20 protein-coding genes and 1 tRNA gene are annotated in these 20428 nt (G+C 53.3%); 12 read left to right on the top strand and 9 right to left on the bottom strand.

Annotation, left to right across the window (positions count from 1 at the left end; all coding sequences use genetic code 11):
- Nucleotides 1-60: 60 nt before the first annotated feature.
- Nucleotides 61-1155 carry a PepSY-associated TM helix domain-containing protein gene (locus AB1N33_RS08975; RefSeq protein WP_411271211.1) on the top strand — a complete coding sequence of 365 codons (1095 nt, stop codon included), beginning with the start codon at nt 61-63 and terminating at the stop codon, nt 1153-1155.
- A 27-nt stretch (nt 1156-1182) separates the two neighbouring features.
- Here AB1N33_RS08975 and AB1N33_RS08970 read toward each other — a convergent pair whose 3' ends face one another.
- The 5 genes from AB1N33_RS08970 to lolB all read right to left on the bottom strand — a co-directional run bounded on the left by AB1N33_RS08970 (nt 1183) and on the right by lolB (nt 4360).
- Entirely contained in the window at nt 1183-1686 is a 504-nt protein-coding gene (locus AB1N33_RS08970; RefSeq protein ID WP_411271210.1) for a hypothetical protein, read from the bottom strand.
- A 132-nt stretch (nt 1687-1818) separates the two neighbouring features.
- A complete protein-coding gene (locus tag AB1N33_RS08965; RefSeq protein WP_411271209.1) occupies nt 1819-2766 on the bottom strand; it encodes a ribose-phosphate pyrophosphokinase in 948 nt (315 codons plus the stop codon).
- Nucleotides 2767-2797: 31 nt separating this feature from the next.
- Nucleotides 2798-2873, bottom strand: a tRNA-Gln gene (locus tag AB1N33_RS08960).
- 9 nt (nt 2874-2882) lie between these two features.
- Entirely contained in the window at nt 2883-3767 is an 885-nt protein-coding gene (ispE, locus tag AB1N33_RS08955; RefSeq protein ID WP_411271208.1) for a 4-(cytidine 5'-diphospho)-2-C-methyl-D-erythritol kinase, read from the bottom strand.
- Entirely contained in the window at nt 3752-4360 is a 609-nt protein-coding gene (gene lolB / locus AB1N33_RS08950; protein WP_411271207.1) for a lipoprotein insertase outer membrane protein LolB, read from the bottom strand. Before lolB ends, ispE begins: the two co-directional genes overlap by 16 nt.
- A gap of 113 nt (nt 4361-4473) precedes the next feature.
- On the opposite strand from lolB, the gene hemA reads away from it, so the two are divergent.
- From hemA to kdsA, 6 genes are read left to right on the top strand one after another with little or no spacing between them, the layout of a single operon-like run.
- Nucleotides 4474-5793, top strand: a complete 1320-nt coding sequence (gene hemA, locus AB1N33_RS08945) for a glutamyl-tRNA reductase (RefSeq protein ID WP_411271206.1) — start codon at nt 4474-4476, stop codon at nt 5791-5793.
- Nucleotides 5790-6875, top strand: a complete 1086-nt coding sequence (gene prfA / locus AB1N33_RS08940; protein ID WP_411271205.1) for a peptide chain release factor 1 — start codon at nt 5790-5792, stop codon at nt 6873-6875. Before hemA ends, prfA begins: the two co-directional genes overlap by 4 nt.
- A 5-nt stretch (nt 6876-6880) precedes the next feature.
- Nucleotides 6881-7717 (top strand): peptide chain release factor N(5)-glutamine methyltransferase, encoded by an 837-nt coding sequence (prmC, locus tag AB1N33_RS08935; protein WP_411271204.1) that lies wholly within the window; start codon nt 6881-6883, stop codon nt 7715-7717.
- 59 nt (nt 7718-7776) lie between these two features.
- Entirely contained in the window at nt 7777-9303 is a 1527-nt protein-coding gene (locus tag AB1N33_RS08930; RefSeq protein WP_411271203.1) for a DUF3369 domain-containing protein, read from the top strand.
- Nucleotides 9304-9314: 11 nt separating this feature from the next.
- Nucleotides 9315-9692 carry a SirB2 family protein gene (locus AB1N33_RS08925; RefSeq protein WP_411271202.1) on the top strand — a complete coding sequence of 126 codons (378 nt, stop codon included), beginning with the start codon at nt 9315-9317 and terminating at the stop codon, nt 9690-9692.
- Between the two features lie 17 nt (nt 9693-9709).
- Entirely contained in the window at nt 9710-10564 is an 855-nt protein-coding gene (gene kdsA / locus AB1N33_RS08920; protein ID WP_411271201.1) for a 3-deoxy-8-phosphooctulonate synthase, read from the top strand.
- Nucleotides 10565-10633: 69 nt separating this feature from the next.
- Here the strand turns inward: kdsA and AB1N33_RS08915 are convergent, their stop codons facing one another.
- Nucleotides 10634-10915: a hypothetical protein gene (locus AB1N33_RS08915; protein ID WP_411271200.1), complete on the bottom strand. Its 282-nt coding sequence runs from the start codon at nt 10913-10915 to the stop codon at nt 10634-10636.
- 228 nt (nt 10916-11143) lie between these two features.
- Between AB1N33_RS08915 and AB1N33_RS08910 the strand changes: the two genes are divergently transcribed.
- The 5 genes from AB1N33_RS08910 to fusA all read left to right on the top strand — a co-directional run bounded on the left by AB1N33_RS08910 (nt 11144) and on the right by fusA (nt 16391).
- Nucleotides 11144-12043 (top strand): transcriptional regulator GcvA, encoded by a 900-nt coding sequence (locus AB1N33_RS08910; protein ID WP_411271199.1) that lies wholly within the window; start codon nt 11144-11146, stop codon nt 12041-12043.
- Nucleotides 12036-12671, top strand: coding sequence for an alpha/beta family hydrolase (locus AB1N33_RS08905; protein WP_411271198.1), 636 nt, complete (start codon nt 12036-12038; stop codon nt 12669-12671). Before AB1N33_RS08910 ends, AB1N33_RS08905 begins: the two co-directional genes overlap by 8 nt.
- Entirely contained in the window at nt 12668-13042 is a 375-nt protein-coding gene (locus AB1N33_RS08900) for a DUF423 domain-containing protein (RefSeq protein WP_411271197.1), read from the top strand. The genes AB1N33_RS08905 and AB1N33_RS08900 overlap by 4 nt, the downstream gene beginning before the upstream one ends.
- The gene (gene rlmM, locus AB1N33_RS08895) at nt 13039-14109 is read left to right on the top strand and encodes a 23S rRNA (cytidine(2498)-2'-O)-methyltransferase RlmM (protein WP_411271196.1); all 1071 of its coding nucleotides are present in this window, start codon (nt 13039-13041) and stop codon (nt 14107-14109) included. Before AB1N33_RS08900 ends, rlmM begins: the two co-directional genes overlap by 4 nt.
- A 194-nt stretch (nt 14110-14303) precedes the next feature.
- Nucleotides 14304-16391, top strand: a complete 2088-nt coding sequence (gene fusA / locus AB1N33_RS08890; RefSeq protein ID WP_411271195.1) for an elongation factor G — start codon at nt 14304-14306, stop codon at nt 16389-16391.
- Nucleotides 16392-16474: 83 nt separating this feature from the next.
- On the opposite strand, the gene AB1N33_RS08885 is transcribed toward fusA, so the two are convergent.
- From AB1N33_RS08885 to AB1N33_RS08875, 3 genes are read right to left on the bottom strand one after another with little or no spacing between them, the layout of a single operon-like run.
- The gene (locus AB1N33_RS08885; protein ID WP_411271194.1) at nt 16475-18487 is read right to left on the bottom strand and encodes a transglutaminase TgpA family protein; all 2013 of its coding nucleotides are present in this window, start codon (nt 18485-18487) and stop codon (nt 16475-16477) included.
- Complete coding sequence (locus tag AB1N33_RS08880; protein ID WP_411271193.1) at nt 18484-19455, bottom strand: DUF58 domain-containing protein; 972 nt, start codon at nt 19453-19455, stop codon at nt 18484-18486. Before AB1N33_RS08880 ends, AB1N33_RS08885 begins: the two co-directional genes overlap by 4 nt.
- Entirely contained in the window at nt 19452-20369 is a 918-nt protein-coding gene (locus AB1N33_RS08875) for an AAA family ATPase (RefSeq protein WP_411271192.1), read from the bottom strand. Before AB1N33_RS08875 ends, AB1N33_RS08880 begins: the two co-directional genes overlap by 4 nt.
- Between the last annotated feature and the right edge of the window lie 59 nt (nt 20370-20428).

Raw genomic sequence — 20428 nt, 5'->3', positions numbered from 1 at the left:
CCGTGTAAGTGAGTATGCGCAGCCGTCCGGCTGCGCAGCGTATGACTAAAGGAGTTTACAATGCGCCGCACACTGTTTAAATGGCATTCAACCCTGGCTTTGATAGCCTGTATACCGCTTATTGTGATTTCGGTAACCGGCAGTATTCTGGTATTTAAAACCGAACTGGATACCTGGCTGATGCCGTCGCATATGCAGGTTAACGCGGGTGACGACAGCCAGCGGGTAAACCTGAATACGCTGATTGAACGCGTTGAAACCGCTCATGATGCATTTGTGCTCGGCAGTTGGGAGCTGTTTGACAATAAATCGCGAAGCGATGCCGCTTACCTTATTCATAAAGCGACAGGCGAGTGGTACAAGCTGTATGTTGATCAGTATCAGGGCACCATATTGTCTGATCCGGTGCCGGTTACGCATGATGTTACCGACTGGTTACTGTCTCTGCATTATACGTTTTTGCTCGGGGTCGCAGGCACATTACTGGGTTTCATTTTTTCCATTATGCTGCTGCTTCTGGGAGTGACCGGTATTGTCATTCATCGTCAGTTCTGGAAAAAGCTGTTTACGCTGCGTATCCATGCTGCCAAACGGGTGCTTTACAGTGACATCCATAAATTGATTGGTATTTTTTCGTCACCGGTATTACTTTTACTTGCCTTCACGGGGGGGTATTGGAATGCGTCGGAGGTTGTTCATGATGTTATCGAGCATGGAGGCGAACACCGTTATGTTGACCGGGCGATTTATCATCCTTCACTGGATTTTGACAAGCTGGTAAATGGCACAGCAGATATTATCAAGGGTCACAGACCAACCTATCTGACATTTCCGTATGATGAAGAAGCACAAATTAATGTATTCGGTGATGTGCCCGGAAAACCCTACCTGTCCAGCGAGTACTCATCCGTTGTCACCTATGATCGTAGTTCAGGTGCGGTACTGTCCGTAATCGATGTCAGAGAGGCCGGGGGCTGGCCGGTTTTTGTGGATATGTTCAGAAAGCTGCACTTCGGTTATTTTGCCGGGCTGCCGAGTAAAATTGTGTGGGCCGTACTGGGCTTGAGCCCTCTGTGGTTGTCGCTGACAGGTCTTTATTTTTACTGGTTTCGCAAAACGCCGTCGAAACGACGGCGTATGCAAAAAACAATCTGAAGCAGGAGACGCCCGCGGAAACGCGGGTTACATTTCCTCACCTTCAGGACGAACCATGGTGTCGTCCAGGATTTCTACTGTTTCTACCTTAAACGGAATACCGAACTGGGTGATGGTCTTCATGTCAGGCATCGACTTACCCGTCACGCTCACAACCAGACCATGCTGACGGTACTTTTCTTCCAGCCCCTGTAACGCAAAACGCTGGCCGGATTCAGTGATAAGTGCGTAAAACCCGCCTTCCAAATCTTTAAAGGTAATCGTGCCTTTAAGGGTGACCGCGGCATTGAGGTCAAGTTGTTTGGGTTTCATATCCGGATCCATATTGCGGGGTAGGGCGGTCGTGACAGTGCCTTCTGCCTCGGCTGGCGCTGCAGTTTCCGGCGCAGATTCTGGCTGGGTTTGTGCCTGTTCGGTCTGAACGTCCTGCTCAGGTGCGGCGTTTGATGACGCCTTGTCCTCATCCGAACAGCCTGAAACGGCACCTGTCATCAGCAATAAAGCCATCAGCATTGCATGTTTATTTTGCATAGTTGCATTCCTTGTTAGTTGCTAAAAACCAGCATAAGGCCAAATATACAGACTGTAAATGAATGAAGACTGAATCACGGGCATAAAAAAAGGCAGCGTGATGCTGCCCTTTTGTGGTGTGCCGTGCGCGACTTAATAGTCAAACATGGCTGAGATAGACTCTTCGTTGCTGATGCGACGAATGGTCTCTGCCAGCATTTCTGACAGTGTCAGCTGCTTGACCTTTTTGAGCTTTTTCATTTCATCGCTCAGCGGAATCGAGTCAGTCACGATAATTTCATCGATGACTGAGTCGGCCAGGTTTTTCGCCGCATTGCCAGAGAAAATAGCGTGGGTCGCATAGGCGTATACATTTCTTGCACCATGGCTTTTCAGTGCTTCGGCTGCTTTCGCCAGCGTACCGCCGGTGTCAATCATGTCGTCAACAATAATACAGTCGCGTTCTTTGACGTCACCGATAATGTTCATAACCTGTGCCACGTTGGCTTTCGGACGGCGCTTGTCGATAATCGCCAGGTCGGCATCGTTAAGCAGTTTAGCGGTAGCGCGAGCACGCACCACACCGCCGATATCAGGCGATACCACTACCGGATCTGCAAAGTCGCGACGCATCATGTCGGCCAGCAAAATCGGTGTACCAAATGCATTGTCTACCGGTACATCGAAGAAGCCCTGGATCTGCTCAGCGTGCAGGTCGATGGTCAGAACGCGGTCAACGCCCACATTCGACAGGAAGTCTGCAACTACCTTGGCAGTAATAGGCACGCGGGCAGAGCGTACGCGACGGTCCTGACGGGCATAGCCAAAGTACGGCATGACCGCGGTGATACGTCCTGCCGATGCACGACGCAGCGCGTCGATCATCACAATCAGTTCCATCAGGTTGTCATTGGTAGGCGCACACGTAGACTGGATAATAAAAACGTCCGAGCCACGGACGTTTTCATGAATTTCTACGCTGATTTCACCGTCGCTGAAACGACCAACACTGGCGTTACCCAGCTTGGTGTAGAGACGGTCGGCAACTTTCTGGGCAAGTTCTGGGACGGCGTTACCTGCAAAGAGCTTCATATCTGGCACAAGTGTTTCCTCAGTGCATTGATAAAAGAGGTGGCTGGGGTAGCTGGACTCGAACCAACGAATGGCGGGATCAAAACCCGCTGCCTTACCAACTTGGCTATACCCCAATTTTTCTGTCAGTTACTGTCCGGGAAAGCGTTCACATCTTGTAGTTTTTGTTGTAATGGCGATACATTCACCCCTTTCGCAACAAAACTGTGCCAGTCGGCGGGCAACGTGGCCTGAACCTGGCTGGCTTTGTTCTTGTCAGAAAAAATGGCGAAAACGCACGCGCCTGTGCCCGTCATCCGCGACGGTGCGTAGTGTACCAACCACTGTAATAATTTTGCAACTTCCGGATAGCGATCACAGACAATTTGCTCACAATCATTGTGGGTTTTCTCAAACGAATACGCCTGCCAGTCAATCTCAGGCGTATTCCTGGGCAGTGCTGGCAGTGAAAAAATCTCGCCGGTACTGACATGAACCCCGGGGTTGACCACCAAAAACCATCGTTCAGGCTGGCTGACCGGGGTAATCTCTTCGCCCACGCCTGCGGCAAAAGCGGTTCGCCCGCGAACAAAAATCGGTACATCCGCGCCAAGCGTCAGGCCCAGTTCGGCCAGTTCATCTTCGTTGAGACCGCACTGCCACAAGTGATTCAGGGCAACCAGCGTCGTGGCCGCATTGGACGAGCCACCGCCAATACCACCGCCCATGGGAAGCTGTTTATCCAACTGAATGCGGGCGCCCAGCGGACACTGCGTGTGGTGTTGAAGCAGTCTGGCCGCACGCACAATCAGGTTGTCGTCGTGGGCAACGCCGTCAATCTCCGTGTCGAGCCGAATAATACCGTCATGGGTAATATCAAACGTCAGCTGGTCTCCGGTATCCAGCATCTGGAACAGCGACTGAAGCTGATGATAGCCATCAGCACGGCGACCGGTAATATGCAGGAAAAGGTTCAGTTTGGCCGGACTCGGCCACCACGTATTGCTATTGGTAGTCAGGGAAGTGTCCATTCGTAAATTCGAATCTTAATTAACATCGCTTGTGCGGTAGTTTGCCGCAGGGTAATGGTATGGGGAAGCCAGATATCGCTGCCGGCATTCCCGTAATTGTCGTAGTCAACCTGCCAGCCATCACAATCGGCGCAGCGTGGTGACAGGGTGCTGACCAGGCCAGCCTCATTGAGCACGTACTGATCGTCCTGCCGGGGTAATCCTTTGATCCAGCTGAGCAGTCGCGAGAGAGGAATATCAAGGCCGGTTACCGAAGCTATCAGTCGGTTTGGGTCGGTATCCTCATAACGCTCACCATCCGCTTCGAGCACTGCGCCGTCCTGGTTTACGTCTAAATCTGCCAGGGTGATCCCCAGCATATTGGTTAATCGAAAACCGAAATCACTGCCATCGGTTTTCCAGTTTAACGAGGCACTTACCGCCTCTTTACCGTTGCGAACCGCCATTTTGCCTGACAGGGACCAGTGCTCAAGCCGCTCGAGTCTGGCGAGCTGAACCGGCAGGTCAACGCGCTGATCCGGGCCTTTGGGTAAGGCAGTACACCCCGCCAGAATGAACAGCAAAAAAGCAAGAATAATCAGGTGAAGGCGCATACAGTCGGTATCGGTTTTTATCGTTTGCTAATGGGAACACAGATTCGTGAACACTTTCAATCATTTTGGCTTTTTCGTACAATGCCGCTCCGACGTTGCCAGCACAGATATGCATGACTTTACTCGCCCTCGGGATTAACCATAAAACCGCACCGGTTGCACTTCGCGAAAAAGTGGCCTTTACACCAGACTCTCTGGTGGAGGCACTGTCGTCGCTAAAAGCACTCGATGGGGTGGCCGAGTCGGTCATTGTGTCTACCTGCAATCGCACCGAAATTTACGTCAACACCGAGGGTGATGGTGCTGACGATCTACTGACCTGGTTGTCATCGTTTCATCAGGTAATGAATGATGAAATAACCCAAAATAGTTATGTTTTCAGTCAGCAGGACGCGGTCAGACACATCATGCGTGTTGCCAGCGGCCTCGACTCGCTGATTCTGGGGGAGCCTCAGATCCTAGGGCAGGTCAAACAGGCCTTTTCAGACGCAAAGCGCTCCGGCACCGTGGGCACTGAGTTTGAAAAACTGTTCCAGCATACCTTCGCGGTAGCCAAGCGGGTCCGCAGTGAAACTGAAATCGGTGCGAACGCGGTTTCTGTGGCGTATGCTGCGGTTCAGCTTGCGCGACATATTTTTGCCGAATTACCCAAGCGTTCGGTGCTGCTGGTGGGAGCCGGAGAAACTATCGAGCTGGTGGCACAGCACCTTAAAGAGCAGGGAGTTAAACGCCTGGCGGTGGCAAACCGGACGGTACAGCGTGCCGAAGCCCTTGCGGCCACGCTTGATGCGGACGTATTAACCCTGTCACAGCTTCCACAGCACCTGCATGACTTTGACATTGTCATCAGTTCAACCGCCAGCCAGCTTCCGCTTATCGGTAAGGGCATGGTTGAAAAGGCGCTTAAGCAGCGTAAAAACCTGCCCATGTTTCTGGTTGATTTAGCGGTCCCGCGCGATATCGAGGCCGAGGTTAACGAACTCGGCGACGCTTACCTGTACACCGTGGATGATCTGCAGCATATCGTTGAGAAAAACCTCGCCAACCGCGAGCAGGCCGCCGAGGAAGCAGAAAAGCTGATTGCTGCCCAGGTCGACGATTTTCTTGCCTGGCGGCAGGCACAACAGTCGGTGGATCTGGTGCGGGAATACCGGCAGCGTGGCATGCAGCTGCGTGACGAACTCGCCCTGCGGGCCAAACATCAGCTCAATGAAGGCAAAGCCCCCGAGGACGTTATCGACGAACTTGCATATAAACTTACGAATGCCATGTTGCATGCGCCTACACGGGCACTGAGAGAAGCGGCAGCGCAGGACAACGCAGCGCTGACGGACTGGCTGCGCGCGGCATTTTCACTATCCGGGGAGTCTCAGGTATCGAGCCCCGCCTCAGACAACAGTGCTGAGAAAAATAAGGTAAACAAAGAATTATGAAAGAGTCGGTGATCAGAAAACTTGAAAATCTGGTTGAACGGTTTGAAGAAGTACAGGCGCTGCTTGGCGATCCTCAGGTGATCGGCGACCAGGAACGTTTTCGCAGTTTGTCAAAAGAATTCAGTCAGCTGGAAGACGTGGTAAAAGGCTTTAATGCCTACTCTCAGGCGCAGGAGAACCTTGCCTCTGCACAGGAGATGCTGCAGGAGGATGACGCCGAAATGCGTGAGATGGCGCAGGAGGAGATCAAGGCGGCAAAAGACGACATGGCGCGTCTTGAAACCGAGCTTCAGGTGCTGTTGTTGCCTAAAGATCCCAACGATGATCACAACTGTTTCCTTGAAATTCGCGCCGGTGCCGGTGGTGACGAAGCCGCTATCTTTGCCGGTGACTTATTCAGAATGTATTCCCGTTACGCGGAATCGCGCGGCTGGAAAGTGGATGTCGTGAGTGCCAGCGAAGGTGAGCATGGCGGGTTTAAAGAAGTGATTGCCAACCTCAGTGGCGACGGTGTTTACGGTGTGATGAAATTTGAATCGGGCGGCCATCGTGTTCAGCGTGTCCCCGAAACCGAATCTCAGGGGCGTATTCATACCTCTGCCTGCACCGTGGCGGTGCTGCCTGAAATTCCCGAGTCAGAGGCAATTGAGATTAATCCGGCAGACCTTCGCATAGACACATTCCGGGCATCCGGCGCGGGCGGGCAGCACGTTAACAAAACCGACTCGGCTATTCGTATTACCCACTTGCCGACCGGGCTGGTGGTGGAATGTCAGGATGAACGTTCGCAGCACAAGAACCGTGCAAAGGCGATGTCGGTGCTCCAGGCGCGACTGAATCAGATTGAAGAAGAAAAGCGCCAGAAAGAGGAAGCCAGTACGCGTAAATCACTGGTCGGAAGCGGTGACCGCTCAGAGCGGATCCGCACCTACAACTTCCCACAGGGGCGGGTCACGGACCACCGTATCAACCTGACGCTCTATCGTCTGGATGAAGTGATTGAGGGCGATCTTGCGCAGCTGATTGATCCGATCCTGCAGGAACATCAGGCCGATCTGCTGGCCTCGCTGGCGGACGAATAACCCCCGTGCGTGTCGATGACGCGCTCGCGTGGGGCACCGCCGAGTTATCTGGCCAGGAAAGTCCTGCACTGGACTGCCGGGTGTTGTTGTGTCACGTGCTGGATAAACCAGCGAGCTTTTTGTTCACCTGGCCTGAACATGTCCTGACAGCCGCTCAGCAGCAGACGTTCTGCGACCTTATTGCGCAACGCAAGACCGGTACACCGGTGGCGTATCTGACCGGTCAGCGTGATTTCTGGACGTTATCGCTGGCAACGTCACCCTCCACCCTCATTCCCAGACCGGAAACCGAGCTGCTGGTTGAAGCCGCGCTTGAGAGACTTCCTGCAACCGCCCGGCGTGTGTGTGATCTGGGCATAGGGACCGGCGCGGTTGCGCTCGCCATTGCTGCCGAACGACCCGAACTTGAGGTGACGGGCGTGGATGTGGTGGAAGAGGCAGTGAAGCTGGCACAGCATAACGCCCAGCGTAATCACATCAGTAATGCGCGTTTTGTGCACAGTCACTGGTTTGATGCCCTAAACGATTCATACGACATGATTGTGTCGAACCCACCCTATGTTGAACACAGCAGCGTTTATCTGAAGCAGGGGGATGTGCGCTTTGAGCCCTTATCTGCGCTGATTTCCGGTGAAGACGGTCTGGATGATATCCGCTACCTTATTCCGCAGGCAAAAGGGTACCTTAACGACGGAGGCAGTCTGTTGCTGGAGCACGGCTTTGCACAAGGCGAGGCAATTCGCGCCCTGTTCACGGCAAACGGCTACACCGGTGTAACCACGCTCAAAGATTTCGCCGGGCATGACCGGGTGTCGCTGGGTTTCTGCAAAGCTTGCGATTAATTGCACGTGCAGTAGTATTTCATAGTCAAAACCATTCCTATAATAAAAGGCTTCGGCAAATGAATGACGATTTACTGTTTGCAGATGATGTAGATGAAGAGCCGAGTGAACACCTTGGGTCATGGAAGATACTGATTGTTGACGATGAGCCTGAAGTGCATGCGGTAACCAAGCTGGCGTTGTCGGACTTTTCGCTTAACGGCAAAACACTGGAGTTTGTCAGTGCCTATAGCGGTGAAGAGGCGAGAGCCTGTTTTCGTGAGCACAACGACATAGCCGTGGTGCTGCTGGACGTGGTGATGGAATCTGATGATGCAGGTCTGAAAGTTGCCGATTACGTACGTAACGACCTGGATAATCACTTTACCCGCATTATTCTGCGCACCGGACAGCCGGGTCAGGCACCTGAGAAAGACGTCATCATCAATTACGATATCAACGACTATAAGTCGAAAACCGAACTCACAGCGCAGAAGCTGTTTACTGTGATTATTGCGGCGCTGCGTTCATACCGTGACATCATCGTGATTGAAGAAAACCGTGCCGGGCTGGAAAAAATCCTTGATGCCTCGGTCGATTTGTTTTCATCACGCTCACTTGAGAAGTTCATGCAGGGCATCATCCAGCAGCTGTCGTCTATTCTCGGCTGCTCCAAAGATGCGGCTTACATTACCACCGCGGTTGCCGTGCCGCGGCCGCTCAATGCCACTGATCCTGAAGAGCTGTATGTCTTTGCCGGCAACGGTGAATATGCCCAGAAAGAGGGGCTGCCGCTGCGCGAGGCGGTATCGCGGGAAGAGTATGAGTTGTGTCAGCGCGCCCTGACCGATCAGGATATCGTCTACGCCGAAGACCATGTGGTCGCGTACTGTAACAGTAAATCCAGAAAAGGCTCACTGCTGTATCTGTCAGGGTTGCCCCGTCGTATTGGCGAGAGTGATAAACACCTCGTTCGCCGGTTCTCCGACAGTGTGCAGCTGGCGTTTGATAACGTGCTCAAAACCAGCGAAGTTGAGTCGACCCAACGTGAAATTATTGAGCGTCTGGGTAGTGTGATGGACGCCTCGGGTGCCGGCAACCGGCATATCACCCGTATGGTCGAGCTGGCGGAGGTGATTGCCACCGCGCAGGGCATGCCGGAGGAGCGCCGTCGGCAGTTACGTTTAGCCATTCCATTGCATGATATTGGTAATTCAAAAATACCGGACGTGCTGAAAAACAAGCTGGAGCCGCTGACAGACGATGAGAAATTCGCAATTCGTCAGCATGCGGAATTTGGCTATCAAATTCTGAAAGACTCAGAGCAGCCTACTATCCAACTGGCTGCGACACTGGCCAGGCAACATCATGAACGCTGGGATGGTCAAGGCTACCCGCAGGGACTGAAAGGGACAGACATCTCCCTGGAAAGCCGTATCACTGCGCTGGTTGATGCCATTGACACACTGCTTTCTGAGGGCGCCGACGTGGTGTCGGTACTCGGTGAGCGCAAAGGAAAACGGTTCGATCCTGCGCTGGTTGACGTTGCCGTTCAACACCTCGATGCGCTGATGGCCACTCACAACAAATATAAAAATCAGGAATAGGACGAATCATTATGTATATGCTGGCTAAGCACCTTCACGTTACCGCGGTTGCGCTGAGTATTGTGTTATTTATGCTGCGCTTTCTCTGGTCCCGGGCGAACCCGGCGGCGCTGGAGAAAAAGTGGCTCAAGATCCTTCCCCACATTGTGAATACGGTGCTGCTGTTGTCTGCAATCTGGGTTATTACAACCTTTGAGGTTTTCCCGCTCAGTCATGCCTGGCTGGCCGTAAAACTACTCGGTCTGGTCGGCTATGTGGTACTTGGGCTGGCAGCGTTTAAATGGGCCAAAACAGGCGCAGGACAGTGGGCTGCGTTTATCGGTGCACTGGCCGTACTTGGCTTTACCGCGTCAGTAGCCTATTCCAAGGTTGTGCCTTTTCTTCATTAATCTAATAACGGATAACCATGTCTACATCAGATTCAATCATTAAGGTTGGCGACGTCAGTGTCGGTAACCGCTTGCCTTTCGTATTATTTGGCGGAATGAACGTACTGGAATCCCGCGACCTCGCCATGCGTATCGCAGAGCATTACGTGACAGTGACGCAGAAGCTCGACATTCCGTATGTGTTTAAGGCTTCGTTTGATAAAGCAAACCGTTCGTCCGTGCATTCTTACCGTGGTCCCGGTATGGATGAGGGCCTTAAAATATTCGAAGAAATCAAGCGCACGTTCAACATACCCCTGATCACCGATGTGCATGAGCCTCATCAGGCTGCGCCGGTCGCCGAGGTGGTTGATGTGATCCAGCTACCGGCGTTCCTGGCGCGCCAGACCGATCTGGTGGTCGCAATGGCGAAGACAGGCGCGGTAATTAACGTTAAAAAACCACAATTTCTTGCGCCCCATGAAATGCGTCATATCCTCACCAAGTTTAGTGAAGCCGGTAATGACAAGGTGATCCTTTGCGAGCGTGGCAGTTGTTTTGGTTACAACAACCTGGTGGTTGACATGCTGGGTATGGACGCCATGAAAACCTATGCACCGGTGATTTTTGACGCAACTCACGCACTGCAAATGCCGGGAGGCAGAGCATCGTCGGCTGATGGCCGTCGGGCGCAGGCTGCACAACTGGCGAGAAGTGGTATGGCGCTGGGACTGGCCGGATTATTTATTGAGGCACACCCTGATCCTGATCAGGCATTATGTGACGGTCCGTGTGCGTTGCCACTGGCAAAGCTGGAACCTTATCTGGCGCAGATGAAAGCGCTGGACGAGCTGGTGAAAGGCTTTGCTGAACTGGATACCAGCAATACCTGAGGTGTGATGGCACAGGTCGGCGCCCGTGAGAACCGGACGCCGGCGTGTGTATCAGGTGTGGCGTGTTGATTATTCCGCGACGGCGGGGGTGGTTACGCTATCACCTTCTTCATTCAGTGCGTACAGGCTCTTACCCAGTACACGCAGACTTTCTTCACTCAGTACACTCAGCGTTTGCGCTTTAACCAGCGCATTCATATCAATTTCTGGTACAATCATCTGGCTTGCCAGTTGCTGTTGGGCAGTGGCAGACAGGGTCATTTCATCGGCAGTAACCGGCAGTTCAGCGGCCTGACTTGCTGCAGTGACAAAGGCCATAACAGAGACGCTGGATAACAGTAATTTTTTCATTTTCACACCTAATAAAAATAATTAAAAAGTTGGGTGTCACTTGTTAACGCTGTTAACAAAAATGACAAAAATATGATGCATAAGTCACTGACGATTAAGTCTGTTCCCTTATTGCGGTTAAATGATAAACAACTGCTGTGAAGTTTAAAAACGAGTAAAAGTATGGGTTTTTAATTAGAAAAACTAATGCTAAAATCGTATCCGCCTAAATCACTCTGAGACTCCGCTATGCACCGTCGACTCCCTCCGCTGAATGCGCTGAAAGCCTTTGAGGCTGCGGCCCGGCATCTGAGCTTCACACGCGCTGCCGATGAACTTTTTGTGACACAGGCTGCGGTAAGCCATCAAATCAAGGCGCTGGAAGAATTCTTATCCATGAAGCTGTTTATTCGGCGCAATCGCACCCTGTTGCTGACTGAGGAAGGGCAGGCTTATTTTCTGGAGCTGAAAGACATTTTTAAAAGTCTGCAGGAAGCCACCGAGCGATTACTGGCAAAAGGCAGCAAAGGGGCAATAACGGTGGCGATGCCACCGAGTTTCGCAAGTCAGTGGCTGGTGCCGCGCATCAGTCAGTTCAGCCTGGCCGAGCCCGACATTGACGTAAGAATTAAAGCCGTAGATTTTGATGAAGGCTTCCTGGACGACGACGTCGACGTGGCCATTTATTATGGTCGGGGTCGCTGGAGCGGACTCAAAGCCGACAAGCTGCACCGTGAATTTCTTACGCCACTGTGCTCGCCAGCCTTGCTTAGTGGGCCCAAACCACTGATGTCACTGGATGATCTGCGTCACCACGTATTGCTGCACGATCTCAGCCGCTCTGCATGGAAAAACTGGCTGAAGCAGGTGGGTGTCCAGGGAGTGAATGTTAATCAGGGACCGGTCTTCAGTCACTCGATGCTGGTTCTGCAGGCTGCTGCCCTGGGGCAGGGGATTGCGCTGGGAAATACTGTCCTGGCGAGGCCGGAAATTGATGCCGGCCGACTGGTTATGCCATTTGAGGAAAAAGTTGAAAGTCGCGATGCGTTTTATCTGGTGTGTGATGAGTCACGGGCCGATCTCGGTAAGATCACCGCATTCCGCGACTGGATCATGGCGCTGGTAGAAGAGGAGCAGGACGATGTTTGATTATCAGCAGATAACCGCAGCGGCGCCTGTTGCGCGACTATTGCTGGCACACGGTGCCGGTGCGGGCAAGGAGCACGACTTTATGCAAAGCCTGGCGGCGGCGCTGGTGGCTGAGCACATAGAGGTTGTGTTGTTTAATTTTCCCTATATGCAGACCAGCCAGGCCACGGGAAAGCGCCGTCCACCTGACAAGGGCGACAAACTGATGGCGCACTTTACCGAACTGGCTGCACACCTGACCGCCACCTTGCCACCGCTCCCGCTTTTCATTGGCGGTAAATCGATGGGCGGTCGTATCGCCACGCTGGTCGCTAACAACATCGAATGCCGGGGAGCGCTGGCTTATGGCTATCCGTTTCACCCGCCAGGAAAACCAGAAAAGACGAGGGTTGCTCACTTACCGGAGCTAACCGTGCCGGTGCGTATTATTCAGGGCGAGCGCGATACATTCGGCAACTGTGCTGATATTGCAACCTATACGCTGGGGCCGAACGTCAGTGTCGATTTTCTTGCCGATGGCGATCACAGCTTCAAGCCGAGAAAGTCGAGTGGTCATTCGCAGCAGGAACACATTATCGCTGCGGCACAGTTATCCGCCGCGTTTATTAACGGAAACCTGTCATCATGAAAACTTTAACAATTATCGGCGCGGTGAGCGCGCTGCTGAGCGTCATACTCGGCGCCTTCGCCTCCCATGGTCTTAAGGCCGTGCTGGATGCACAGGCTATCAGCGTATTCGAAACCGGTGTGCGTTATCAGATGTACCATGCGCTGGCTATCCTGCTATTGCCTGCGATGAGCAATCATGCCCGTTATCCCTGGCTCAGACGTGCAGGGTGGTTTTTTGTTGCCGGCACTGTCCTGTTCAGTGGTAGTCTCTACGCGCTGACACTGACGTCGCTGAGTGTGTTCGGTCCTGTGACACCGCTCGGTGGTCTGTGCTTCATGCTGGGATGGGGCTGCCTTATCACGGCGCTGGCCAAAGGAACTGACCAATGAGCGGCCTGCTGGCATATTGTCGTGCCGGGTACGAAAACGACACCGCCAATGAACTGAGTACCCTGACCGCCGAACAGCAGGTGTTTGGTTACCCTGAATCCGTACCCGGACAAGGCTATGTAATGTTTCACCTGTATGATGAAGCGCAAGCCGGTACAGTGGCGAAATGGCCGGTCAGCGACACCATTTTTTCGCGCCAGCTGGTCGTCGTACTGACGACACTTAATAACCTTGACCGACAGGATCGTATTACGCCGGTGGTTGAGGCGCTGCAGGACATCGCCCCGGCAGATAAAGCGGGTGACGTGGTGGTTGAATACCCGGATACCGAAGCTGGTAAAGCGCTGGCCAAATTTTGCCGGAAGTTTGTGGTGCCACTGCGCCAGTCGTTGCGCAAGGCCGGGCTGCTGACCACGAAACCCGATGAAAAACGCCGCCGGCTGCATGTTTTCTTCAGTGATTTTGATACCTGTATCGTCGGCTACTCGCATCCGCGCTGCGCCAGTCCGTTTCCGATGGGGATTTGCCGGCTTAAGTTTCCCTCAGATGCGCCAAGCCGGTCGACGCTGAAGCTGGAAGAAGCGCTGCTGACCATGCTCGATGACGACAGTCGTGCGCGGGTATGCCGTGCGGGCGCGCGCGCGGTTGACCTTGGGGCGTGTCCCGGCGGCTGGACGTATCAGCTCGTACAGCGCGGCATGTTTGTCGAGGCGGTTGATAACGGTGCGATTGACGATGCGCTGATGCAGACGGGGCAGGTTGCCCATTTTTCGCATGATGGTTTCACCTACCGGCCTCAGCAAGGCCATGTTGACCTGCTGGTCTGTGACATGATTGAACAACCTGACCGCGTTGCCACTTTAATGGGCGACTGGCTGTGTAAACGCTGGACCGAGCACGCCATATTTAACCTCAAGCTGCCGATGAAACGCCGTTACGAAACGGTGACAACGGCACTGACCACGCTGACGCAGCGTTTGAGTGCATTATCTGATGTATTCACAGTCTCTGCGCGACACCTTTATCACGACCGCGATGAAGTGACGGTGTGTGTTATCCGTCGTTAACGCCGTCGCGGCAGGGTAAAAATTCTCCAAATTCTTAAAGTTTGCTAAGTTGCTGATATTAAAGATGAATGTGGTTTTCTTGGTAATATAAGCAGAATGAGTTTCATACTTTCTGCGGAAAAGGGTGTAAATCTGGTAGCAAGATCCTTTATAATCCCGCCGTTTTTTTACACCGAACCAACGAAAGTGAACTAATGGCAGACTTATCTCAATATAGAAATATTGGTATTTTCGCCCACGTAGACGCGGGCAAAACCACCACAACTGAACGTATTCTTAAGCTAACCGGTAAAATCCACAAGACCGGTGAAGTACACGATGGTGAGTCAACAACTGACTTCATGGAACAGGAAGCTGAGCGTGGTATTACTATCCAGTCAGCAGCAACAACTTGTTTCTGGAAAGACCATCGTCTGAACATCATCGATACTCCAGGACACGTTGACTTCACTGTTGAAGTTTACCGTTCACTGAAAGTACTGGACGGCGGTATCGGCGTATTCTGTGGTTCTGGCGGTGTTGAGCCTCAGTCAGAAACCAACTGGCGTTATGCTAACGAATCAGAAGTTGCACGTGTTATCTTCGTTAACAAGCTGGACCGTATGGGTGCAGACTTCTATCGCGTTGTTGGTCAGATTAAGAAAGTGCTGGGCGCAAACCCGCTGGTCATGACGCTGCCAATCGGCATCGAAGATGACTTCAAAGGCGTTGTAGACGTACTTGAACAAAAAGCGTACATCTGGGACGACTCAGGCCTGCCTGAGAACTACGAAGTGGTTGATATCCCGGAAGACATGAAAGAGAAGGCCGCTGAGTACCGTGAACAGCTGATTGAATCTGCTGTTGAAATGGACGACGACCTGATGATGGCGTACATGGATGGTGAAGAGCCGTCTGTCGAAGACATCAAGCGTTGTATCCGTAAGGGTACCCGTGATATGACGTTCTTCCCGACTTACTGTGGTTCTGCATTTAAAAACAAAGGTGTTCAGCTGGTACTGGACGCGGTTGTTGATTACCTGCCTAACCCAACCGAAGTTGATCCTCAGGACCTGACTGATCCGGAAACTGGTGAGCCTACTGGTAAAGTGGCGACCGTATCGGTTGATGAGCCTTTCCGTGCGCTGGCATTCAAAATCATGGATGACCGCTTCGGAGCACTGACGTTTATCCGTATTTACTCTGGTAAGCTGAAGAAGGGTGATACCATTCTTAACAGTGCAACCGGTAAAACTGAGCGTATCGGCCGTATGGTTGAGATGCACGCGAATGACCGTACTGAGCTGTCAAGTGCTCACGCTGGTGACATTCTGGCCGTTGTTGGTATGAAGAACGTACAGACTGGTCACACCCTGTGTGATCCAAACCACGAATGTACGCTTGAGCCGATGATCTTCCCAGAGCCGGTAATCTCAATTGCCGTTAAGCCGAAAGACAAAGGCGCTAACGAGAAGATGAGTATCGCTATCGGTAAACTGGTTGCGGAAGATCCGTCGTTCCAGGTTGAAACAGATGAAGAGTCTGGCGAAACCATCCTGAAAGGTATGGGTGAGCTGCACCTGGACATCAAAGTAGACATTCTGAAGCGTACCTACGGCGTTGAACTGGAAGTAGGTCAGCCTCAGGTTGCATACCGTGAAACTATCACTACTCCGGTAGAAGACAGCTACACGCATAAGAAGCAGTCTGGTGGTTCTGGTCAGTTCGGTAAGATCGATTACCGCATTCGTCCGGGCGAAACTAACTCTGGCTTCAAGTTTGAGTCTACGGTTGTTGGTGGTAACGTTCCTAAGGAATTCTTCCCTGCTATCGAAAAAGGCTTCGCAAGCATGATGCAGGAAGGTCCACTGGCTGGTTACCCGGTACTTGACGTTGAAGTTGAACTGTTCGACGGTTCATACCACGCGGTTGACTCATCAGCGATTGCGTTTGAAATTGCTGCGAAAGGTGCATACCGTCAGTCAATGCCAAAAGCAGGTCCTCAGCTTCTTGAGCCAATCATGAAAGTTGACGTATTCACGCCGGAAGATCACGTTGGTGACGTTATCGGTGACCTGAACCGTCGTCGTGGTATGATCAAAGACCAGGAAGCGGGTGCAACTGGCGTTCGCATCAAAGCTGACGTACCGCTGTCAGAGATGTTCGGCTACATCGGTCACCTGCGTACTATGACCTCTGGTCGTGGTCAGTTCTCAATGGAATTCAGCCACTATGCTGCGTGTCCGCAGAACGTTGCTGAAAAAGTCATTGAAGAAGCAAAAGCACGTAAAGCGAAGAAGTAAGTTTTCTTCTTGTGTTTGAAAAACCCGCCTTATGGCGGGTTTTTTTATGTCCGTTGGCGGCTGTTTTATTTGCCAGTGGTATATTACCTGCTATTGAGCGCCCGCCGTAAATGCCGGATATCAGCGCGCGATAAGCTCGCCTGACGCGCACCGTCTGGCTGGTAGCGGGCGGCGATAAATGCGTGGGTAATGCGCGCAAATGTTTGTCTGGCGCTATCGGGAAGCTGAGGGCCAACGTCTGCCAGATACTCAGCAGGTCCTCGTGTGCCGCGCTTAACACTGGTCGCCGCTGTCACCAGTGCGACCGCACGCTGATAATGGGCGACATCGGCAGGTATGTCAGACCGGCGCCACAAGGGCAGGAAGTAAAACAGCAACAGCAGCACGATCAAAAGCACCACGCCGAGCAGCAGTAACGACAGCTTTAACGGGGTAAACTTGCCCAGAAGCAGTTCAAACAGGCTTTGCTGGGCACTGGCATCAAAGCCCAGTATCCATTTGCTCCACAGATAATCCAGATTGGCCATGAAAAGCCGGAACTGTCTGAAGCTGGCAAACTGATAAAGGCCATCAAACGCACTCCCTGTGAGTGATTCACCTGACGCCTCAAGTGCCTGTTGTAAGCCCAGTGTCAGTCTGTCTGGCGCAACCACACTGGTTGGGTCAAACCGCACCCAGCCCTGATTGTCTATCCATGCTTCAACCCACGCATGGGCATCATACTGGCGGATGGTGTATACCGATGGCGCGATAGCCTCGCCGCCGTGATAGCCGGTGACCAGTCGTGCAGGAATGCCAGCCAGTCTCAGCGCGAAGGCCATGGCACTGGCGTAATGACTGCAAAAGCCGGCTTGTTCCTCAAACAGAAAGGTATCGGTAGGTTCAACGGGCATGGGGGCAGGGTTGAGCGTGTAGCGGAACGGATTCGTTGCAAAATAGCGCATCAGCGCGTCGGCGAACTGGCGATCATCCGGCCATTGCTGTCGCAGCCGGCTGACCAGTTCACGTGTGCGAGGGCTGCCGCTTTGTGGTATTTGTGCATTCAGTAGTTTATCAAAACGCAGATGACCCTGATCCAGCCGCGCGTCAGGAAACGAGCGCAGCTGATAGGCGCGCTTACTCATCAGTGGCTCACGGGCCAGGATCTGATAATTAAACGCACGCCAGATTGCTGTTTCACTGCGCCGGTCTGCGGGTTCTGCAATGTCGATGGCGTAGAGCCAGCGCTGCCCGGTCGGTTCAGCAATCACTTCATAGGAAACGGACGGGCCGGATAAATCCGGTGAGAACGCTTTTCCCAGTTTTTGCTGTTCACGCATCAGGTCACGGCGCGCGTCACTGACAGACCAGGTTCTGCCGTCAAAGGCCTCTAATGTGAGTGCCCGCCAGTAGCGCTGTGCCGGTGGTGGCGTGCTGTCTGTAAAGGTCACGGTGAACGCCAGTTCATCCGACTGGCTGAGACTGGCAATGTCCCCCGGTGTCACCTGATCAGACAGGCCCGTGGATGATGACCGGGCGGTCGGCATTTTCCACAAGGGTGATAGCTGCGGCATGATAAGAAAGAGCAGGATCGCGATGGGGGCAGCCTGCGCAAACATCACGCCGAGCGCACGGGAGGCGGCGACCAGCGACACCGACGGGGCAAACGCGCTGTATAACGAGAGCAGCGCGAGACCCAGCAGGGCAAAGTAAAAAAACAAACTGGCGTAGGATTGCGCAAAAATGAAGCCGCAGCCAATCAGAAACAGCATGGCCGTGAATAACTGCAAAAAGTCCTGCCGCCGGCTCATCATCATAAGCTTGAGTGCACAGGCCATGACCAGCAGATTAATCATCGACAGCAGCAGGCCCAGTCCCGTACTGAACCAGGCCAGGGCGAGCGCGCACAGCACCGCGAGAAGATTGACGGTACGCACGCTCGGCGCCGACTGATACCAGCCGCAGAAAAGCGCCACCCTGACCAGCACTGCGCAGCCTGCCAGCAGCAGGACCCACAGCAACAGCGGAGTCATCAGACTGAGTGACAGCAACGCGAAGAGGATCGCGATGCAGAGGCTGGCCTTATGACCGGCAATGGGCAGGCGGGGCGGGCTCATACGCCGGGTCCCCCAGGGTATGCCGCGAGCGCTCTGAGACAGCGCGCGCGATGTGCTGGTCCGGAACCGGGCGGGATCTCCTCGCCCGGAAGCCGGAGTCCGAAGGTCACTGACTTCTCACTTAGGTCATCAACCTGCGTGGTTAGCTGGCTTAACGCCAGTTCCCGCTCTGTACCCGGAGGAAATGTCAGGTAACCGGTTTCACTCTGATGCTGGCTGAATGTTTTTGTCACCCAGTTGCCGCCTTTGGCAACGTGCTTCCAGGCAACCCGGTGTAGCGGTTCGCCATCGGTATAATCCTGCAGGGCGTAAAAGTCGTCATGTCCGCGCTGGTCGGTTTCTTTGTCCCCTTCATCGGTCAGCCTGTCGAGGCTAAGCGGGCCCGGAAGGGGAGAAGGATACACCACCAGTTGCTGCTTTAGATCCAGGTGCGTCCAGCAGCGGTAAAGACCGAGCGGATAATCACTCCACAGGGTTACCCGCGGCAGACTGAAGATGCCGCGACGTTCGGTATAGTGCGGCAGACTCAGGGTTATCGGGCTGGTGTCAGCGTCAGTACTGACACTGGACGGACTTTGCCACCAGCGCGCATGCACCAGGCCATGAACCTGATGATCCGTTTGTGCGCTCAGGGTCAGGCTCAGCGTGGCCGGCTGTCCGGCATAGACTGGTGCGACCGGATGAGCCTGTATCTGCAGCGCAGCAAAGTTCTGATACGACAAAAACAGGTTGATCAACATGATCGCGGTGAGGAAATAACACAAAAACAGCATCAGGTTGTTCTGATAATTGGTTCCCAGCAGAAATACGCAGACACACATGATGAGATAGCCCCAGCCAAACAGGGTGGGAAAAATAAACACCGAACGCATGTCCAGCGCCTGTGTCGCGGCAGGCGGAATACGTTTGTTTAACCAGCGTTGCCAGCGGGTGTCGTAGCGCTGTTTAAGTGATTTCAGGCCTCTCATGCGGCAAGTGGATCAACCTCGTCCAGCAGTACCTTGCTCAGCACTACCGGGTCTTTCTGGTCGCTGCGCGAGGCGCGAAGACGGTGTTCGGCCACTGCGGTAAAGATAAACTGCACGTCCTCGGGTACCACGTAATCCCGGTCCTGCAGATAGGCCCAGGCCCGAGCCGACTGCAATATCGCCTTGGTAGCACGCGGAGATAACGGATTGGGGTAGTGATCGTCTTCGCGACTGCGGGTGACCAGACGCAAAATGTAATGCAGCACATCATCACCGGCGTGTACCTTACCTACCGCGAGCTGGTGTTCTTTGAGTGTTTCCGGTGTCATCAGAGCCACCATGCTGTTGTCATCATGGACGTCGCTGCTTTGCAACATGCTCTTCTCAGCGTCCCAGTCGGGGTAGCCAAGGGAAATGCGCATCAGAAAGCGATCGAGCTGCGACTCGGGTAACGGGTAAGTACCTGACTGATAGCCAGGGTTCTGCGTACCGATGACAAAAAACGGGGAGGGCAATGGGTAGGTCACACCGTCAATACTGACCTGTTTTTCCTCCATTGCCTCAAGCAGAGCACTCTGGGTTTTCGGACTGGCCCGGTTAATTTCATCGGCCAGAACCAGCTGGTTAAAAATAGGGCCGGGCCGGAAGCTGAACTGTTTTTGTACGCTGTCAAAAATGTTCACCCCCAGCATGTCCGACGGCAATAAATCAGAGGTAAACTGGACGCGCGAAAAGTCCATCCCGAATACGCGGGCCAGCGCATGTGACAGCGTCGTTTTTCCCATTCCGGGCAAATCTTCAATCAGCAGGTGGCCATTAGCAAGCAGGCAGGTCATTGCCAGCTTTATCTGCTCCTGTTTGCCAATAACACGCGAAGACAGCGCGCGCAGCACAGCATGAAACTCAGTTTTCATGGTTGCCAATCCTTATTACGTTTTGGGCCGGCCCATCATCAGGCGGGCGTCTATCAGAC

Origin of the sequence: Alteromonas nitratireducens, assembly GCF_040812025.1 — a bacterium.
Classification (GTDB): domain Bacteria; phylum Pseudomonadota; class Gammaproteobacteria; order Enterobacterales; family Alteromonadaceae; genus Alteromonas; species Alteromonas nitratireducens.
This window is presented reverse-complemented; position numbering and strand designations above follow the sequence as displayed.

What these genes read in the sequence shown, in the direction of transcription:
- ispE (WP_411271208.1), bottom strand. Translation starts at nt 3,767, where the DNA reads ATGGACACTTCCCTGACTACCAATAGCAATACGTGGTGGCCGAGTCCG.
- prfA (WP_411271205.1), top strand. Translation starts at nt 5,790, where the DNA reads ATGAAAGAGTCGGTGATCAGAAAACTTGAAAATCTGGTTGAACGGTTT.
- kdsA (WP_411271201.1), top strand. Translation starts at nt 9,710, where the DNA reads ATGTCTACATCAGATTCAATCATTAAGGTTGGCGACGTCAGTGTCGGT.
- AB1N33_RS08970 (WP_411271210.1), bottom strand. Translation starts at nt 1,686, where the DNA reads ATGCAAAATAAACATGCAATGCTGATGGCTTTATTGCTGATGACAGGT.
- AB1N33_RS08905 (WP_411271198.1), top strand. Translation starts at nt 12,036, where the DNA reads ATGTTTGATTATCAGCAGATAACCGCAGCGGCGCCTGTTGCGCGACTA.
- AB1N33_RS08910 (WP_411271199.1), top strand. Translation starts at nt 11,144, where the DNA reads ATGCACCGTCGACTCCCTCCGCTGAATGCGCTGAAAGCCTTTGAGGCT.
- AB1N33_RS08930 (WP_411271203.1), top strand. Translation starts at nt 7,777, where the DNA reads ATGAATGACGATTTACTGTTTGCAGATGATGTAGATGAAGAGCCGAGT.
- AB1N33_RS08975 (WP_411271211.1), top strand. Translation starts at nt 61, where the DNA reads ATGCGCCGCACACTGTTTAAATGGCATTCAACCCTGGCTTTGATAGCC.
- AB1N33_RS08915 (WP_411271200.1), bottom strand. Translation starts at nt 10,915, where the DNA reads ATGAAAAAATTACTGTTATCCAGCGTCTCTGTTATGGCCTTTGTCACT.
- AB1N33_RS08875 (WP_411271192.1), bottom strand. Translation starts at nt 20,369, where the DNA reads ATGAAAACTGAGTTTCATGCTGTGCTGCGCGCGCTGTCTTCGCGTGTT.
- AB1N33_RS08900 (WP_411271197.1), top strand. Translation starts at nt 12,668, where the DNA reads ATGAAAACTTTAACAATTATCGGCGCGGTGAGCGCGCTGCTGAGCGTC.
- lolB (WP_411271207.1), bottom strand. Translation starts at nt 4,360, where the DNA reads ATGCGCCTTCACCTGATTATTCTTGCTTTTTTGCTGTTCATTCTGGCG.
- rlmM (WP_411271196.1), top strand. Translation starts at nt 13,039, where the DNA reads ATGAGCGGCCTGCTGGCATATTGTCGTGCCGGGTACGAAAACGACACC.
- AB1N33_RS08885 (WP_411271194.1), bottom strand. Translation starts at nt 18,487, where the DNA reads ATGAGCCCGCCCCGCCTGCCCATTGCCGGTCATAAGGCCAGCCTCTGC.
- AB1N33_RS08880 (WP_411271193.1), bottom strand. Translation starts at nt 19,455, where the DNA reads ATGAGAGGCCTGAAATCACTTAAACAGCGCTACGACACCCGCTGGCAA.
- fusA (WP_411271195.1), top strand. Translation starts at nt 14,304, where the DNA reads ATGGCAGACTTATCTCAATATAGAAATATTGGTATTTTCGCCCACGTA.
- hemA (WP_411271206.1), top strand. Translation starts at nt 4,474, where the DNA reads ATGACTTTACTCGCCCTCGGGATTAACCATAAAACCGCACCGGTTGCA.
- AB1N33_RS08925 (WP_411271202.1), top strand. Translation starts at nt 9,315, where the DNA reads ATGTATATGCTGGCTAAGCACCTTCACGTTACCGCGGTTGCGCTGAGT.